The organism is Priestia endophytica DSM 13796 (assembly GCF_900115845.1).
GTDB lineage: Bacteria > Bacillota > Bacilli > Bacillales > Bacillaceae_H > Bacillus_I > Bacillus_I endophytica.
This window is the reverse complement of sequence record NZ_FOXX01000017.1, coordinates 35,958-53,615: the sequence shown is the minus strand read 5'-3', so window position 1 is coordinate 53,615 and position 17,658 is coordinate 35,958. Positions and strand designations below refer to the sequence as shown.

Annotated in this window: 19 protein-coding genes; 9 read left to right on the top strand and 10 right to left on the bottom strand. The window is 36.5% G+C overall.

Going from position 1 to position 17,658, the window contains the following annotated elements; translation table 11 throughout:
* Positions 1–17: 17 nt before the first annotated feature.
* Positions 18–290 carry an HU family DNA-binding protein gene (locus BM012_RS22115; RefSeq protein ID WP_019392321.1) on the bottom strand — a complete coding sequence of 91 codons (273 nt, stop codon included), beginning with the start codon at positions 288–290 and terminating at the stop codon, positions 18–20.
* Positions 291–660: 370 nt separating this feature from the next.
* Between BM012_RS22115 and BM012_RS26580 the strand changes: the two genes are divergently transcribed.
* Positions 661–825 carry a hypothetical protein gene (locus BM012_RS26580; protein WP_161939282.1) on the top strand — a complete coding sequence of 55 codons (165 nt, stop codon included), beginning with the start codon at positions 661–663 and terminating at the stop codon, positions 823–825.
* Positions 826–865: 40 nt separating this feature from the next.
* Here the strand turns inward: BM012_RS26580 and BM012_RS22110 are convergent, their stop codons facing one another.
* Together BM012_RS22110 and BM012_RS22105 are read right to left on the bottom strand one after the other, a co-directional pair.
* Positions 866–1,003 (bottom strand): YycC family protein, encoded by a 138-nt coding sequence (locus BM012_RS22110; RefSeq protein ID WP_019392323.1) that lies wholly within the window; start codon positions 1,001–1,003, stop codon positions 866–868.
* 58 nt (positions 1,004–1,061) lie between these two features.
* On the bottom strand, positions 1,062–2,285 hold the full coding sequence (locus BM012_RS22105) for an MFS transporter (protein WP_061802950.1): 1,224 nt from the start codon (positions 2,283–2,285) through the stop codon (positions 1,062–1,064).
* A 175-nt stretch (positions 2,286–2,460) separates the two neighbouring features.
* Here BM012_RS22105 and BM012_RS22100 point away from each other — a divergent pair, with 175 nt between their 5' ends.
* On the top strand, positions 2,461–4,170 hold the full coding sequence (locus BM012_RS22100) for an ABC transporter ATP-binding protein (protein ID WP_061802951.1): 1,710 nt from the start codon (positions 2,461–2,463) through the stop codon (positions 4,168–4,170).
* A 34-nt stretch (positions 4,171–4,204) separates the two neighbouring features.
* On the opposite strand, the gene BM012_RS22095 is transcribed toward BM012_RS22100, so the two are convergent.
* Complete coding sequence (locus BM012_RS22095) at positions 4,205–5,437, bottom strand: polysaccharide deacetylase family protein (protein ID WP_061802952.1); 1,233 nt, start codon at positions 5,435–5,437, stop codon at positions 4,205–4,207.
* A 262-nt stretch (positions 5,438–5,699) separates the two neighbouring features.
* Between BM012_RS22095 and BM012_RS22090 the strand changes: the two genes are divergently transcribed.
* Together BM012_RS22090 and BM012_RS22085 are read left to right on the top strand one after the other, a co-directional pair.
* On the top strand, positions 5,700–5,954 hold the full coding sequence (locus BM012_RS22090) for a hypothetical protein (RefSeq protein ID WP_061802953.1): 255 nt from the start codon (positions 5,700–5,702) through the stop codon (positions 5,952–5,954).
* 264 nt (positions 5,955–6,218) lie between these two features.
* The gene (locus BM012_RS22085) at positions 6,219–7,562 is read left to right on the top strand and encodes a hemolysin family protein (protein ID WP_061802954.1); all 1,344 of its coding nucleotides are present in this window, start codon (positions 6,219–6,221) and stop codon (positions 7,560–7,562) included.
* Positions 7,563–7,684: 122 nt separating this feature from the next.
* Here the strand turns inward: BM012_RS22085 and BM012_RS22080 are convergent, their stop codons facing one another.
* The 3 genes from BM012_RS22080 to BM012_RS22070 all read right to left on the bottom strand — a co-directional run bounded on the left by BM012_RS22080 (position 7,685) and on the right by BM012_RS22070 (position 10,013).
* The gene (locus BM012_RS22080; protein WP_061802955.1) at positions 7,685–8,140 is read right to left on the bottom strand and encodes a hypothetical protein; all 456 of its coding nucleotides are present in this window, start codon (positions 8,138–8,140) and stop codon (positions 7,685–7,687) included.
* 120 nt (positions 8,141–8,260) lie between these two features.
* On the bottom strand, positions 8,261–9,118 hold the full coding sequence (locus BM012_RS22075; protein WP_061802956.1) for a TIGR03943 family putative permease subunit: 858 nt from the start codon (positions 9,116–9,118) through the stop codon (positions 8,261–8,263).
* Positions 9,119–9,131: 13 nt separating this feature from the next.
* The gene (locus BM012_RS22070) at positions 9,132–10,013 is read right to left on the bottom strand and encodes a permease (RefSeq protein ID WP_061802957.1); all 882 of its coding nucleotides are present in this window, start codon (positions 10,011–10,013) and stop codon (positions 9,132–9,134) included.
* A gap of 179 nt (positions 10,014–10,192) precedes the next feature.
* Here BM012_RS22070 and BM012_RS22065 point away from each other — a divergent pair, with 179 nt between their 5' ends.
* The 4 genes from BM012_RS22065 to BM012_RS22050 all read left to right on the top strand — a co-directional run bounded on the left by BM012_RS22065 (position 10,193) and on the right by BM012_RS22050 (position 14,988).
* Positions 10,193–11,914 carry a pyruvate oxidase gene (locus tag BM012_RS22065; protein WP_061802958.1) on the top strand — a complete coding sequence of 574 codons (1,722 nt, stop codon included), beginning with the start codon at positions 10,193–10,195 and terminating at the stop codon, positions 11,912–11,914.
* Positions 11,915–11,977: 63 nt separating this feature from the next.
* Positions 11,978–13,552 (top strand): FMN-binding glutamate synthase family protein, encoded by a 1,575-nt coding sequence (locus BM012_RS22060; protein WP_061802959.1) that lies wholly within the window; start codon positions 11,978–11,980, stop codon positions 13,550–13,552.
* Positions 13,553–13,681: 129 nt separating this feature from the next.
* Positions 13,682–14,542, top strand: coding sequence for a CvfB family protein (locus BM012_RS22055; protein ID WP_061802960.1), 861 nt, complete (start codon positions 13,682–13,684; stop codon positions 14,540–14,542).
* A 137-nt stretch (positions 14,543–14,679) separates the two neighbouring features.
* Positions 14,680–14,988 carry a hypothetical protein gene (locus tag BM012_RS22050; RefSeq protein WP_019392335.1) on the top strand — a complete coding sequence of 103 codons (309 nt, stop codon included), beginning with the start codon at positions 14,680–14,682 and terminating at the stop codon, positions 14,986–14,988.
* Positions 14,989–15,065: 77 nt separating this feature from the next.
* Here BM012_RS22050 and BM012_RS22045 read toward each other — a convergent pair whose 3' ends face one another.
* Together BM012_RS22045 and BM012_RS22040 are read right to left on the bottom strand one after the other, a co-directional pair.
* Positions 15,066–15,539, bottom strand: a complete 474-nt coding sequence (locus tag BM012_RS22045; RefSeq protein ID WP_061802961.1) for a MarR family winged helix-turn-helix transcriptional regulator — start codon at positions 15,537–15,539, stop codon at positions 15,066–15,068.
* Between the two features lie 122 nt (positions 15,540–15,661).
* Positions 15,662–16,102 carry an Lrp/AsnC family transcriptional regulator gene (locus BM012_RS22040; protein WP_061802962.1) on the bottom strand — a complete coding sequence of 147 codons (441 nt, stop codon included), beginning with the start codon at positions 16,100–16,102 and terminating at the stop codon, positions 15,662–15,664.
* A gap of 137 nt (positions 16,103–16,239) precedes the next feature.
* On the opposite strand from BM012_RS22040, the gene BM012_RS22035 reads away from it, so the two are divergent.
* Complete coding sequence (locus BM012_RS22035) at positions 16,240–16,647, top strand: carboxymuconolactone decarboxylase family protein (RefSeq protein ID WP_061802963.1); 408 nt, start codon at positions 16,240–16,242, stop codon at positions 16,645–16,647.
* Between the two features lie 31 nt (positions 16,648–16,678).
* Here BM012_RS22035 and BM012_RS22030 read toward each other — a convergent pair whose 3' ends face one another.
* Entirely contained in the window at positions 16,679–17,560 is an 882-nt protein-coding gene (locus BM012_RS22030) for a 5'-3' exonuclease (RefSeq protein WP_061802964.1), read from the bottom strand.
* Positions 17,561–17,658 lie beyond the last annotated feature (98 nt).

Genomic DNA, 17,658 nt, shown 5'->3' with positions numbered 1-17,658 from the left:
TTGTAGTGGCATTTTTTTTACTTAACAGCTTCTTTTAACTCTTTCCCAGCTTTAAAGGCAGGCACTTTTGAAGCTGGGATTTGAATTTCTTCTCCTGTTTGTGGGTTACGGCCTGTACGAGCTGAGCGCTCACGTACTTCAAATGTACCGAAGCCAATAAGCTGGATTTTTTCTTCTTTTGATAATGTTGATGAGATTGTGTCAAACAAAGCATCAAGAGCTTTTGTTGCATCTTTTTTGCTTAGTTCCGCTTTTTCAGCTACTGCATTAATTAAATCTGTTTTATTCACACTAAACACCTCTTCATTTTAGCTTTTGTGTAGAAATATCCTTTATATGAAACATTTTACAAGCATCATCTCTTCTACACAAGAAAAATTGTTTGAAATAAAAAATTAGTTTGGTTATACATGAAGCATGATATGTTTTTATGATAACCTGTTATCAGTAATAACCGAATCTTTCATAGAATAAACCTTTTCTATTAAAAAAATTTATTTTGCTCTCCTAAGATGACATTTGTACAATAGAAAAGATGGGAAAAAAGCGCTTCATAAGCGGGAAAGAACCGTCTATCGGAAGAGGATCTAGAAAGAAAAGTTTGCTATAAAGAGAGAAAAACAATCTATTTTCAAAGGGAAAGATAACAGGAGGGATACAGTGGCAGATTGGACGATGCTAACAGAACAAGAACGAGAGCAGCTTTCAAATATGATAGAGGAAATGACGTCTTCAGAAAAAGAAAGCGATGTAAAACAAACAAGCGAGAAGATTCATCGCTTTATTAATTTATTGGAAGAAAAGCAGCAATCTAAAAAAAGATAGTATTGTAAAAAGGCAGAAGAATTTCTTCTGCCTTTTGTTTTTATTGTTCTTCTTTTTGCATTTCCGCAAGCTTTGCAAGTAGAATATGCTGTGGCATATGCATAATTTGCTCAAGCGGCATATTTAGCGACTGTGCTAGTTTTTGAGCTGTTTCAGCCGATATTTGTAAAGGTCTCATACAAGTTTCTCCTTAGCTTTTTTTTAATCATATCATAAATTAAAGCTGTACGTGATGCTTATTTATACCACTCTTGGATCCGTTCATCTTTTGGAAGAAGAAACGTTAAAAGTCCAAAGATAGGGAGGAAACCTACGCTAATAATCGTTGGATTGAGACCTATTTTATCAATAAAAAATCCTAAAGCAACGCCGCCAATGGCTCCCATTCCAAATGCCAATCCAACGGTTAATCCAGACATTGTACCAATTTTCCCTGGCACAAGCTCTTGTGCATATACAACGGTTACAGAAAAACTAGACATTAAAACGAGCCCAATGAGAGCTAGAAAAACGTAAGCTAAGAGCGGACTGACGTAGGGAAGGGCAAGTGAGAATGGAACGGTTCCAAGCATTGAAAATAAAATAACGTTTCTTTTGCCAAAACGATCTGCAAGAGGTCCACCTAAAAATGTTCCAACAGCTCCCATGAGAAGAAAAAGAAAAATATAGCTTTGAGATTGAGAGATGCTTGCTTCATAGTTTTGAATCGTATAAAAAGCATAAAAATTAGAAATAGCACTAATATACCAAGAACGGGCAAAGATGAGAAAAATAATAATAAGTAATGCGCCTTTAATTGCCTTTTTGGATTCTACATTCATCTGTCGCTGTGCTTTTCTTTTCTTCGGCGTATACATAACAAGGCGTGAACTATACCATCTAGCAATATAAAAAAGTAGGGCAACGGCAACCCCGCCGAAGATTGTAAACCAAGCAGCTCCAGCTTGCCCAAGCTTTGCTAGCACAAGCGCTGTCATTAAAGGAGCAAGCGCTTGCCCTGAGTTTCCTCCAACTTGATAAATAGATTGAGCAAGCCCGCGTCTATTTCCAGCTGCCATGTAGGCCACACGCGAACCTTCTGGATGAAAAACTGCAGACCCAAGCCCGATAAAAAATACACAAAGTAAAATAGTTTCAAATGAAGGAGCAAAAGCAAGAAAAAACATGCCAAGCATGCTGCTTGTAAGCCCAAGTGGCAGAGCATAAGGGATCGGCTTCTTGTCTGTATAAAACCCTACAACAGGCTGCATGACAGAAGAAACCATATTAAGGGTAAAAGAAATAAGTCCAAGTTGTGTGAATGTCAATCCCATTGATCTTTCTAAAATTGGAAACATAGCAGGGATAACAGCTTGTAAGGCATCATTTAATAAATGACAAAGTCCAATAATGAATAAAATGTTGTACACTGTTATTTTTTCTATGTTATCCGGTTTTGGTGCAGCAACAGTGGTTCCCATTAAAGAAAGTCCTCCTTTCAAAATATGTAAAATAGAAAAGCTACTCTTTATGATAGGCACAAATGAAAAGGAATTCAAGATAAGCAAGAGAAAAGAGGTAAAAAAAGCTTGTAAAACACAATGATAATCATTATCATTGTATGGAGTTATACTATAATGATAAGGGAGGAAAAAGGTGTTAAAACGTTTTTTTTCATACTATAAACCATATAAAAAACTTTTCATACTTGATTTTTCATGTGCTGTTTTTGTTGGGATTTTAGAGCTTGCTTTTCCGATTGCTGTAAATGAAGTGATTGATCGTTTACTTCCTATGGAAAACTGGACTGTTATCTCATTGGCATGTTTAGGTCTTTTAGCTATTTATCTTCTTAATACAGGTCTTCAGTACATTGTAACTTTTTGGGGACATAAACTTGGTATTAATATCGAAACAGATGTGAGAAGAAAGCTTTTTGGTCACATGCAAAAGCTCTCTTTTAGCTACTATGACGAAAATAAAACAGGACATTCGATTTCAAGGCTGACCAAAGATTTAGAAGAAATCGGGGAAGTTGCCCATCATGGACCTGAGGATGTATTTGTCGCTATTATGACGCTTCTAGGCGCATTTGGAATTATGCTTACGATTAATTGGAAACTTGCTGTGCTTTCTTTTATCGTTATCCCATTTTTAATGATTTGTGCTATTCACTTTAACAAAAAGATGACAAAAACGTTCCGTAAAATGTTTAGTGATGTAGGGGATATTAATGCCCGCGTAGAGGATAGCATTGGAGGCATTCGCGTTGTAAAAGCATTTGCAAATGAAGAACATGAACAAAAACGCTTTGAAGTAAACAATGAACGCTATCGCCAAACAAAGCTTCAATCTTATAAAATTATGGCTCAAAATATTATGGCCAACTACATGCTTATGCGCATTGTAACACTCTTTACACTTTTGTTTGGAACGCTTTTCGTTATTAAAGGTCAGCTTACATATGGAGAGTTTGTTGCGTTTCTTCTCCTTTCTAACATTTTAATAGGACCAATTCAAAAAATTAATGCGGTGATTGAAAGTTATCCAAAAGGAATCGCCGGGTTCAAGCGCTATACTGAAATCATGGATACACATCCTGATATCGTTGATTCAGAGCACGCTAAAGATATGACGGTAAAAGGAGAAATCCGTTACGAAAAAGTTGCATTTCGCTACAAAAATATGGAAAGAGTCTTAAATGGACTAACCCTTTCTATCAAAGAAGGTGAGACAGTTGCGTTTGTAGGTCCATCAGGAGCAGGAAAAACAACTTTGTGCAGCTTGCTTCCTCGTTTTTATGAGATTGAAGAAGGGAAAATTACAATTGATGGCGTAGACATTCGGGACTTTACTCTTCAATCACTGCGTAGCCAAATTGGTATTGTGCAGCAAGATGTTTTCCTTTTCTCAGGCACGATTCGGGAGAATTTGAGCTATGGTAAGCTAGATGCAACAGATGAAGAGATAGAGGAAGCAGCTCGTAAAGCTCAGCTGTCTGACTTTATTTCAACTCAGCCTGACGGACTTGACACCATCATTGGAGAGCGAGGAGTAAAACTTTCTGGTGGTCAAAAACAACGCCTTGCTATCGCACGAATTTTTCTTAAAAACCCACCAATTTTAATTTTAGATGAAGCAACCTCTGCTCTTGATACTGAAACAGAAGTTGCCATCCAACAAGCGTTAAATGAGCTTTCAAAAGGGCGCACAACTCTTGTTATTGCTCATCGCCTTGCTACAATTAAAAACGCAGATCGCATTATGGTTGTCACAAAAAATGGTATAACAGAACAAGGAACACACGATAGATTGCTAGGAGAGAAGGGAATATATAGCCGTCTTCACCAAGCACAGTTTGGATAATAAAAAAAGATTCAGCAGTTATGCTGAATCTTTTTTATTTAAAAATTTCTTGAAACTTTTCTAATGTTATGTCTGGTCCGATGCCGAACCGGTTAAGCAGCAGTGGGTTATCCCCAGGAAAGACGTAGCCTTTTTGTGTTGTAAAGGCTAGGGTAAATCCTGCATCTTTGACAGCTTGAACAGATGTCTCATTTAAGTGTCCAAAAGGATAAGCAAAGTATGCAGAGTGAGATGGAAGTACTTGTCTACTTTGTTTGAAGTCTGCTAACACTTGATCATAAGGAAGTTGGGTAATCATACCGCGTTTCTTCTCCTCATTCATTGAATGAAGCGCATTCGTATGAGAACCAAACGAGAACACATCCTTCATTTTTTCCATATCTTGATAGCTTAAAAAGTCTAATCGATCTGGATTGAATGGTTTGCTTTCCTGTGAAATTCTACTTGTAATAATGAAGTTTTCTGCTTTAAATCCATATTTTTTAAGAATAGGATAAGCATATTCTCTCGAAGAAATAATCCCATCATCAAATGTAATGACAACAGATTTTTCAGGTAATGCTTTTTTTCCTTGTATGTAAGGCTCTAATTCTTTGAGCGTAATAGCAGTATAGCCGTTGTCATGAAGCCACTTCATTTGTTCCTCAAAGGCTTCAGGAGTGATAGTTGTGGAAACATCTCTGAAGTTATGATTCTCCTCATCTTTTAAAAGGTGATGATACATAAGAACAGGAACGCCATTTTGTTTTTCAACACTATCTTTTGGAATGTAACCGATAAGACCGCCAACGTTTACTTCCATCCAGTCTTGGCCTGTATCCTTTGCTTCAATTTGAGTATGCTGATCAAATTCTCCAATTTTTTTAGACTTTTTAGACATTGAGCGATAAATTGGAGTTGCTTTTTTCACTAAAAGCGTTTCTCCTTCAAAAGCGCTCGTTAGCGACTGATCTTTGACAGCTGTTGCACTCGCTGTTTTCGTTTCCTTGCGTGGAACATAGCCAACGTCGTTTCCAACAGCAACTCGCCACCAGTCTTGGTTAAACGCCATATAGTTGCGATACTCAGTATCTTTAGTTAAATACCCTTTAACTTCTCTTTCTGTGTAAGGAGAAGGAACAGAATAGATTGGCGTGTATTCCTTTTCTGTTACAAGAGCTTGAGGAGCTTCTTTTGCAACTTCTTTCTTATAGAAGAGATATGAAGCAAATCCGACAATAAACACTAAAAACAAACAAGATAAAACAATAACCCCTTTTTTCTTCATCTCAAAAACTCCTAAATTTTTTTCTCTATTTGTGAGTATAATAGACTTTATTAACATTTGCAATAAAAATGTAACGAAATCGTAATATATAAGGTAAAAAATGATAATTAACGGAAAAGATTAACTAATCTAAATTCATTGAATATTTTTTCTATACTTTTTGTAAATCTTTACTATATGTTAAAATAAGGGTAAGACATACATTTCGTGAACTTTTTTGAAAAAAGAAGAAAAGGGGAAGTTTTGAGAAAGGGATGGAAAGATGGATCGCTTATGTAAAGCAGGTGGTATAGTTTTTTCTATTTTCACCATCATATTGGCTTTAACTATACTCATTATGGAAAAGGAAGGGAATATCGAGAATTTTAATGTTGTTTCTTGGATGCTAGTAGCGATGTCTTTGTCGCTTATTTTTAATAACATAACAGAGTTTAAAAAAGAAAAAAGTGAAGGGCATGTATCATGTGTCGTTTTAGGAGGGGCTGTGCTTCTTCTGCTTCTTACAAATGTGTTGTAATACATAGTGAAGAAAAAGTAAAAAACGGTGCCGGAATAATAAATATACATAGAAGTTAATATATGCTAAAATATAAGCTAATAAAAAGGGGGTGAAGACGTTGGGAAGGCGCTATGGAGAACGATTAGTCAGAAGAATGTAACCGCGTTAATTGAAAACAAAGGATCATTTTGGCTTGAGTACCTATCTCATGGTCATCACTCTACGGGTGGATATAAATAATTTTTATAGCGGAGGTGATTCCCTCTTTTTAGAGGGGATAAGTTGGACACGACCATTATCATTAATTTAATATTAGTAGCTCTTTTAATTGTATTGACAGCCTTTTTTGTAGGGGCCGAATTTGCTGTTGTAAAAGTAAGAATGTCGCGAATTGAGCAGCTTATCTCAGAAGGAAATAAAAAAGCGGTTGCTGTAAAGAAACTAGTAACCAATTTGGATTATTACCTTTCAGCTTGTCAGCTCGGAATCACAGTGACAGCTTTAGGTCTTGGGACGCTCGGAGAACCTACTGTAGAACGACTTTTGCACCCTGTATTCCATGAATTGGGCATTCCTACAGCTTGGACAACAGTTGTTTCTTACGCGCTTGCATTAGGTATTATGACGTTTTTACATGTTGTCTTAGGAGAACTTGCTCCGAAAACATTGGCTATTCAGTATACTGAAAGAGTTACGCTTTTGTTAGCTCAGCCGCTTGTGCTATTTGGGAAAATTTTATTTCCCCTCATTTGGCTTTTAAACGGCTCAGCGCGCATTATCCTTCGCATATTTGGGGTAAAGCCTGCTGGTCATGAACAAGCACACTCAGAAGAAGAGCTTAAAATTATTATGACGCAGAGTTACCAAAGTGGAGAAATTAATCAAACAGAGCTTTCATATATGCAAAACATCCTTTCATTTGATGAAAGGGTTGCAAAAGATATTATGGTACCAAGAACAAGAATGATTGTTTTTGATCAGGAGATGGAAAAGGAAGAGCTCTTACAAATTATTGATGAAAACCACTTTACACGTTACCCTGTAACAGAAGAAGGAGATAAAGACAAAATTATCGGTGTTGTAAATGCTAAGGAAATGGTCACAAACCTTGTTCTTGGGCGATCATTAAATATGAAAAAGCATATTCATCCAATTCCTTTTATTCATGAATCAACACGCTTGCAAGATGTGTTAGTGAAGATGAAAAAAGAACACATTCATATTGCAGTTGTTATGGATGAATACGGAGGAACGTCAGGGATTATTTCGATGGAGGATATATTAGAAGAAATTGTTGGTGACATCCAAGACGAATTTGATACTGATGAAATTCCAGACGTAGTAGAACAAGAACAGGGCTACTACCTTTTAAATGGACGCGTTCTTTTAGATGATTTAGAAGAGCGGTTCGGAATGACGTTTGATCAGCGAGAGAACGTTGATACAATAGGGGGATGGATGCAAGTGAAGATGGCTTCAACCCCAGATGAGAATCCTGTTGTTGAAGATGATCAGTACCGGTTTGAAGTAGTAGAAATTGAAAATCATCAAATTCTTCAAGTCTCTTTCTTAATTAAACAATTAAATGAAGAAACAGAAGACAATACGGAACGAAAGCACGGATAGTGAAGAAAGCTTAGAAGCTCCTGCAAAATAGCAGGAGTTTTTTTATGGAGAAATGCACTTAAACTTGTCCACTTTTTATCAATGAAGGACTCCTTTAAGAGGAAGACCTTCTACTCTAGCGTTTACATCCGGACAATAATAGATCCGCCTCCACCTGGCGCTGTGACCGTTTGACTTTGTTCAGGAGCTTTTCGATCTAAACGCTCAAGGAGCTGTTTGTTTTGCTCAATAAGTTGCTGAACTTGGTAAGAAAGATAATTCAAACGATATTCTAAACTACCTTCTCCATGTGAAAATGGGGGAGCAGTAGAGTGGGCAAAATTTTCATGATGTGGTGAAGAATAATTTTGTTCTAAACTACCTTCTCCATATGGAAATGGGGGAGCAGTAGGGTGGGCAAAATTTTCATGATGTGATGAAGAATAATTTTGTTCATAATTTCCTTCTCCATATGGAAATGGAGGAGCAGTAGGGTGGACAAAATTTTCATGATGTGATGAAGAATAGTTTTGTTCGTTTTGGTCGTTCGGCTTATAGTTTCTTTGATAATAACGAGGAAAGTAAGAGTGATGATGCACATGGATTACCTCCTTTTACAAGTCTCTTATAATATATACGAAAGATAAAATTCGGGGATTTGTCCTAAAAAAAATAGACAATTGCCTAATAAAAAAAGCCGCATTAAGCGGCTTTTTTTATTAGTATTGACGATAAACATAAGCATCTTCTGGTTCGCTTATTTTCTCGTACTTTTTCACTTTTAAAACAGGAATTGTTTTTTTGAACGGTTGATAATACATTGTGTCTAGTTCTCCACTTACGCGTAGCCATTCATCATTTTTTAAGTTCATATCGTCTGGGAATTGAATGAGCATCCCATAGACACCCGAATCTGCTACACAGTGAATAATTCCGAATCTAAATAGAAAAATTTCATTCTTCTTCAAGTCATCACTATTATAGGAAAAACCGGTTAGTGATACCGTTTTTCCGGTGAACTCTCCAGGGAAATTATAGATGGTTTCCATTCCCTTTAAATAATTGTTGTCATTTAGAATAATGGAGTTCTTCTTTTCATACTGTTTCTTTGATTTATCCATTAATTTTTCGTAATCTTCGGCTCCGTAATACGTGCTTGTATCAGGTTGCAAAATTTGATGGTTACTTGACGCATCATCACCTTCTAGAATAGGAAAGTGAAATCCTTTTGCTTCAACCATTTTTGAATCAAGCGTTGCAATTGGAAAGCACATAACAGCAACGAGAGGAAAAATCATAATAGGGTACACAACGAGCTTTTTGTACCATTTATCTTCATCATGGCTGTGATCATGGCCACAGCTGCATGAATGATCATGTTTATGATCATCGTGATTTTTCTTATCACCATCTTTTACGTAAAAATAAACTTGAGCAATGGTTAGTAAAATAAAGATAAATATCGTACTAAATGAGATATAGCTATATTTCATATTAATATATTTATTAATTGTTCCTGTAGCGTGCAGGTGCATAAAAATAAAACTAAAACCAATTAAGATTAAAATGCGTACCACTTTGTCTCCTCCTTTACAAATAAGAAATAATAAGTGCTCCTAAAAAGACAAAAATCGTAACGTAAAAGAGTAGGAAAAATACGAGTTTAGACTTAAAAGTTCCGAGCATAACAAGCATATTTTTAATATCAAACATTGGACCAAATACTAAGAATGCAACAAGTGAACCATTACTGAACGTGCTTCGGAAAGATGAAGCAACAAAAGCATCAGCTGATGAGCAAAGAGAAAGAACGAAAGCGAGTCCCATCATGATAATGATGGATATAATAGGTCCATCTCCTAAAGAAAGAAGTGTGGATGTTTTAACAAATGTTTGCATCGCTGCCGCAATTAAAGCTCCAATAATAAAAAACTTACCAACTGAGAAAAATTCATCTAATGTGTGACGTACCATATCGCCAAACTTCTTCGAAAAAGCAAGAGAATGGTCATGATGATGGTGTGTAGCCTCGTTGCGTAGCTGTCCGTCTTTAAACTGAAGGGAGATAATCCAACCAGCAAAAAGAGCTACAATAAAGGATAAAATGCACCGATAGCCAACCATCGTCCAATTGTTCCCAAATGCTACATATGTAGAGAAGATCACAACCGGGTTGATAACAGGTCCTGTTAGCATAAAACTTGTAGCTCCATGAAGAGGAACTCCTTTTCCGATCAGTCTTCTTGTAATAGGGACAATGCCGCACTCGCAAGCAGGAAAAAGGCTCCCAAGCACAGAGGTCACTATAACAGAGAGAAAACGATTTTTAGGAATAATTTTAGCTAGCATACTTTCTGTAATGAACATTTGAATCACGCCTGAAATAATGACGCCAAGAACGACGAATGGTAAGGCCTCTACTAATATACTAATAAAAACCGTATTCATTTGTAAAAAAGATTCTTTTGACATAAGTCTTCCATCTCCTTGTAAAGTAATCGTAATCCACGTTGATGAAAGAGGACAACAAAGACACATAGTTACAAACGAATGGAGAAATAAAAAGTTTCACTATATGAAGCTTTTTTATTTAATAATGTTTAAACTTTAAACAACGTGGAATATTTACCTAAAAAAGGAGGAACTACATTATGGCTAAAACAACGGCTGGTCAAGCATTAATTCGTTCACTACAAGAATGGAATATTAACCATATATATGGTCTTCCAGGAGATTCCATTAACAATGTAATGGAAGAGTTAAGAAAAGCAAAAGAGCAAATTAAATTTATTGGAGTACGCCACGAGGAAGCAGCGTCTCTCGCCGCTTCAAGCTACGCTAAAATTACAGGGAAAATAGGGGTATGTTTATCAATTGCAGGTCCTGGAGCAGTTCATCTTTTAAATGGGATGTATGATGCAGCATCAGATGGCGTACCAATGCTCGTTCTTGCTGGACAAGTATCAACTGAAAAACTTGGGAGAGATGATTTTCAGGAAATTAATTTGCAGCGCATGTTTGATGACGTAGCCGTGTTCAATAAAACGGTGCAAAGAGCAGACACGCTCCCAGATCTTTTAAATCAAGCAATTAAAACGGCATATGCTAAAAAGGGGGTCGCTGTTTTAACCATTCCAGACGATATCCCTGTTCAAGAAATTGACGAGAGTTTAATGTATACCTCATCAGTTTTTAGAGAAGCTCAGATTGTTCCAAATGGAGAGGATCTAAAGAAAGCTGTTACATATTTAAATGAAGCAAAACGTCCTGTTATCCTAGCTGGAAAAGGAGCACTGCATGCTAGAAAAGAAGTGGAGGCCTTCTCAGAAAGATTTGGCGCTCCAGTTGTTGTGACACTACCAGGAAAAGGAGTAATTCCAGACGATCATCCTTCAAATCTTGGAAACCTTGGTCAAATTGGAACAAAGCCAGCATATGAGGCAATGGAGGAAACGGATTTACTTATCATGATAGGTACATCTTTCCCATACCGAGATTATCTTCCTGAAAAAGCAAAAGCTATTCAAATTGATATGGAACCTACTCAAATTGGAAAACGCTATCCTGTTTCAGTAGGAATTGTAGGAGATGCAAAGGAAGTACTTCCATGGCTTACTGCACACGGAGCTTTTCAAGAAGATCGACATTTTCTTGAGAAATGTCAAGAAAATATGGAAAATTGGTGGAGACATATTGGAAAAGATGAGCAAAAAGAAGAAACCCCTATTACAGCTCATCAAGTCATTCCACAGCTTCAAAAAATCGTAGAAGATGATGCTATTTTATCTGTTGATGTTGGGAACGTTACCGTTTGGATGGCACGACATTTCCGCATAACAAACCAACAATTTATCATTTCAAGTTGGCTTGCTACAATGGGTTGTGGGCTACCAGGAGCAATTGCTGCAAAAATGGCTTATCCTGAGCGCCAAGCAGTCGCTGTATGTGGGGATGGTGGATTTTCAATGGTGATGCAGGATTTCTTAACCGCTGTAAAATACAAGCTTCCTATTATTGTTGTTGTATTGAACAATGAAAAAATTGGGATGATTAAATACGAACAGGAAGTGGGAGGTCACCTTGATTATGCCGTTGATCTTCAACCATTTAATTTTGCTCGATTTGCGGACGTATCAGGAGGCATTGGCTATAGAGTAGAAGAATTTGAAGAGCTTGCTCCTGCCTTTGAAAAAGCGGCTCTTGCCACAAAACCTGTTATTCTAGATATTCACATTAAAGAGCAGCCGCCTCTTCCAGGTAAAATTGGATACAGCCAGGCTTTCTCTTATTCCAAATATTTGTTGAAGAATTTCTTCAAAAATCATGAAGTAGAAATGCCGCCGCTTAAAAAAAGCTTAAAGCGTTTCTTTTAATAAAAGAAGAGGCATGAGAATTCTCATGCTTCTTTTTTATAAAGTAAAGAGGGGGATAAAGAAATGGGATGGACAATTACAATTCTAGTTGGGGTACTGCTTTTATTATTATTAATCCCAGGAGCCATATTTTTATGGATTTACATAAGAGATGAAAAGCAGAAGGAACATTCCGTGCTAAGAAATTTTCCTGTTTTAGGGAAAGTACGCTACATCTTAGAGAAAATTGGACCTGAAATGAGACAGTATTTATTTCATAATGATAATGAAAGTAAGCCATTTTCACGGATAGAATATGAGCAAACAATGAAATCTGCTAAATATAAAAGCAGGTTAATTGGTTTTGGCTCGGAACGTGAATTTGAGCGTCCTGGTTACTATATTGCAAATTCTCTATTTCCAGCTCAGCGTGAGGAGCTTAAGGTTGATAATAATCAAAAAGTAAAAACAAAAGTTTATAAAATAGACGAAGATAACTTGTTGAGACGAAAAGAATATCAAAAAGAGGTAGAGGCTTCCCCATATCTTCTTCATGAAGATGATGTGCAAATTATCGGCGAGCATACATGTGAAAAGCCTTTCTATGTAAAGGGAAACGTTGGGCAATCTGCAATGAGTTATGGATCGCTTGGGGACCGGGCTATTACAGCTCTTTCTAAAGGGTTGAAACTTGCTGGAGGAACGTGGATGAATACAGGAGAAGGTGGATTGTCTCCTCACCATTTGAAAGGAGGCGCAGATATTATTTGTCAAATTGGTCCGGGTCTCTTTGGAGTGCGAACGAAAGATGGAGAGTTTTCATGGGAGGAATTTAAAAAGAAAAGTGAAATAAAAGAACTGAAAGCATTTGAACTTAAGCTTGCCCAAGGCGCAAAAACAAGAGGAGGACATGTTGATGGCAGAAAAGTAACAGATGAAATTGCTGAAATCCGCCAAGTTGAGGCTGGAGAATCGATTGATAGCCCAAATCGTTTCAAACAGTTTAGTAGCAGAGAAGGAATGCTTGATTTTATTGAAAAGCTCCGTAGTATTGGAGGAAAGCCGGTCGGTGTGAAGCTTGTTGTAGGAAATGTAAAAGAACTTGAAGAGCTTATCGCATATATCGCCAAAAGTGGGCGAAGTCCAGATTTTTTCACAATTGATGGAGGGGAAGGAGGTACTGGAGCATCATATTCAGAACTTGCTGATGCTGCTGGGTTGCCGATTTATACGGCTCTGCCTATTGTAGATGATTTACTACGAAAATACGGAGTTCGAGATAAAGTAAAAGTATTTGCTTCTGGAAAGTTGCTTACGCCTGACAAGATTGCAGTAGCGCTTGCAATGGGCGCTGATTTTGTGAATGTTGCTCGCGGCATGATGTTTTCGGTTGGATGTATAAGAGCACAAGTCTGTCATACAAACAATTGTCCTGTTGGGGTTGCAACAACAGATCCTAAACTGCAGCAAGCCCTTATAGTAGAAGAAAAATTATTCCGTGTATGCAATTATATCTTGTCTCTTCGAGAAGGATTATATAATTTAGCTTCAGCAGCGGGCATCACTTCTCCTGTGCACTTTTCAAGAGAACATATTGTTTTTAAAGATGAAAAAGGCAACATTGAAAAACAAGAAAAAAGGGCAAAAGTATCAAGTTGAAGAATAAAAGTAGGAGAAACTAGCGCAATCTAAAACGAGTCTTTCTTGAAATAATCTATACATCTATACTAAATCATGGTAGATTTAGTAGGAGCAACAAATGCACCATTGAGGAGGAAGAGAAAGAGCATGAGTAAGATTGAAGCAGGAATGATTGTGACGCTAGAAGTGGAGCGCGAAGCACCGTTCGGCGTATTTTTAACAAATGGCAGTGAAGATGTATTGCTACATGAATCAGAAATTATTGGTGAAATTGAAGTTGGCGAAGACGTAGAAGTCTTCCTTTATCATGATAAACAAGAACGTATTACAGCTACAATGAAGAAACCAAACATTCAAAAAGGACGCTATGGATGGGCACAAGTTGTTGGCGTTCAACGTCATTTAGGGGTTTTTGTTGATATTGGCATAAGCACAGATTTGCTTGTTTCCCTTGATGATTTATCAGCGCTTGAACATTTATGGCCTGAAGTTGGTGATTGGTTATATGTAAGCATTAAAACGGATCGTAAAGGTCGTCTTCTTGGTCGCCTTGCGACAGAAAATATTATGGAACAAGTAGCACGTAAAGCTCCCAAAACTGCATACAACAGCGACATCACAGGAAACGTGTATCGTTTGTTGAAAATTGGCAGTTTCATGATTTCAGAAGAGGGATATCGCTGTTTTATCCATGAAAGCGAACGTAAACGTGAACCACGTTTAGGAGAAAGAGTAAGCGGTCGCGTTATTGATGTAAAAGAAGATGGCACTTTAAATGTATCTCTTTTTCCACGTAAGCAAGAAAAAATGAGTGATGACGCAGAAGAAATTTTAGCTTATATGGAAGGTCGAAATGGTGCGATGCCATATAGTGATAAAAGTCATCCAGATGATATTTTAGAACAGTTCGGAATGAGCAAGGGGGCTTTCAAGCGTGCGCTTGGAGGTTTAATGAAGCAAAAGAAAGTATATCAAGAAGATGGTTGGACATATATAACGAAATCTTAACACAAAAAGCCCTTTTAAAAAGGGCTTTTTGTTAAAATAATTGAAAATTCATATATTTTTTACATTTTAAAGCAGGATATTTCCTCTTCGTAGCGAATATTAAACTAAATACCGCAAACTAGAGGAGGTTTCTACTTATGATTATAGTAGCAGAAAAACACGCTTTACATAAAGCCGTATCTCATGGTGAACAAACGATTATGGTGAAAGGAATGATCGGAAAGCTTCTATCACCGCTCGCAAACGTACAGCAAAAACCGAAAGATCTTTGTATTACGATGACACCAGCCGTTGCGGCTGCTATTATTGCACCTCTTGCTGATATAACAACAGCCCTTGCTATTACGCTTATTCTTGTAATTGGCCTTGTCACAATCGTATCTATTTTCAAAGATTATCATATGGAAAATACGTATGACGGACTTGTACTACAGAAGAAAGCGTAGTATATTTTGTATTTATTAGATGACTTGATAACTCATATTTTGCTGTAGAAAGATAATAGAGATCAAAATGATTTCTGTTATCTTTTTATCCCATCTAAATTTCTTTCAATTCCGTTTTCGATCTTTTCAAGAATACGGAAATATTCCTTTGTTTCCTCCTCTGTTAAAACCGCGAGCATTTTACCCCAAAACTCATCACGCTTTTTTAGAGCGTTGCGAACAAGTTCTTTTCCTTGCTCTGACAATGTTAGCCAAACAATGCGACGATCCCGGCTATCACGACGTCTTTCAATTAAATTATATTCTTCAAGCTGATTAAGAGTAATGGTTGTTGCCCCAGATGATAACTCCAGTTTTTTGGATACATCAACAACCATGCATTTTTCTTTTTCGTAAATAAATTTAAGCATATAATATTTTGTTGGAGTAATGTTGTAAGGAAGTTTACTACATAATTCTTCAACAAGCTTTTTTTTGTGGCGAAAAAACGTATCCTTCATACGATCCATATGTTCCAACTGTTCTTTTATCTCTTTTGGATATTCACTCATTTTTGGTAATGCCCCCTTTATAATAAAACCAAAACGCTTTTTATTCTCCTTCTATTATAATAATAAAAAAAACGTTTTCAAATAAACCTTTCTAGAAATTGTTCTTTTCTCCTTCTAATGAACTAAGTAAAAAGACTTTCATTTTGAAGTTTTACGCTTGAAAAAATAATATTTGTAAACGTTGTTGTATAAGAGGTCACATCGTTAATAAAATCTTCAATCTGTTCAAGCTTTTTCACAGTTAGCATGACCATAAAGCAGGACTTTCCTGTAATACGATAGCAGAATAAAGCATTAGGATGCTGCTCAATAAACGTTTTAAATGCTTCATGTTTTCCATTTTTAACGGTAACTTCAATAATACAGTCAATAGAATAACCAAGCTTCGTTCTATTGACATCAATGGTATAGCGTTCAATGACCTCTTCATCCTCAAGTCTTCTAACTCTTTCAGCTACAGACGGCGGAGATAAATTGACTTTTTGACTAAGTTGTCGTATTGAAAGCCTCGCATTTTTCTTTAGTTCTTTCATAATTTTAATATCTAACTCGTCAATTTTCATACGCAACCTTCTTCTTCAAAATTTATATCAAATAAAAGTTCTCTATTGTTTTTTAGTTTCATTTGAAATGTGAAAAAGTTCTTTTTCTTTCTATAATTGTAACATAATTTACTTAAAAACAGGAAGGAAGAGGAACGATGACAACAATATCCTTATCATTAAATGGAGAAACTTCATTTCAAAAGCTTCTAGGACATAATAAAGAAGTAATGAAAAAGTGGAGTGAATTAGGGGAAGTACTTGAAAACACTATGTCGCTTTCAAAAGATTTAAAGGAACATGTGCGAACAGCACTTGCCCATGGAAACGGCTGTCTTTATTGCAAAGCTAAAAGAGAACCTGAGAAAAATATCCAGGATGAAAAAACAATAAAGGCTCTTGGATTTGTGAGTGTTTTTTTAAGAGTAGGGAGCGCTATACCACAAGGAACTTTTGAAGTATTAAAAGAAACGTTTAATGAAAAAGAAATAAGCGAACTTTGTGCTTTTGTTTGTTTTACAACCGCTTCTCAGTATTTTGGTGAAATGATGGATTTGCGTCCATAATATAAAAGCTCCCCTTATACAGGGGAGCTTTTTAAAAAGAAGCGAAAATACCTACCTTATTCATTTCTTTATATACAAGTGTTTCAGTAAGATCAAGAGAAAGAGTATTAAAATCAAACGCTTGAAATTCAGGAATAGAACAGAGAATTTGAGCTAGTTCTTTACTCACAAGGGTTGTTTCCCTTCCTTCTAAAAGCTTCTTCTTATATCGATTAAACTTCTTATCGAGCGTTTCCACATTCTCATAAAGGCCGTCAATAGACCCATAAAGTTGAATAAGAGGAAGAGCCGCCTTTTCGCCAACACCACGGCAACCTGGAATATTATCACTTTTATCGCCAAGTAGTGCTTTAACATCTACCCACTGAGAAGGTGAAATACCGTATTCAGTTTGAAAATCTTCCATTGTAAAAACGCTATCGCCACGTTTTCCTGCGACAATTTGAGCTACATCTTCATTTAATAGCTGAAATAAATCCTTATCATTACTATAAATGTAACACTTTCCTTCCTCTTGAACAGTCCATGAAAGAGAGAGAGAGCCGATAAGGTCATCTGCCTCATACGGGGCAAGAGACATCTGTTTAATTGAGAGAGCATCTAATATTTTTTGACATGTTTCATATTGCTCAATAAGAGGAGGAGGAAGTTCATTACGAGTTGCTTTGTAAAAATCATATTTTACTCGGCGATCTGTCTCATTTCTTTTTACATCCCAAGCAACTAGTGCATGTGTTACGTCATATTGTCTGAAAAGCTGAAATAGCTTTCGGAAAAATACATTTAAAGCATTAATATAGGTTCCGTCGATATTTTTTGTAAGATCTTCTTCATCTCGTCCATATGCTGTAGCAAAGTAACCGCGACTAAGCAAATTGAAGCCGTCAATTAACAGCAGCGTATTTTTCTTCATTATAGTAAGCTCCTTTTGAGTTATTCCTGCTCTATTATAGAAGAAAAAGAAGAGGAAAGAAAAGGGAGATTTAATTGAAAAAATAACCAAAAAAATTA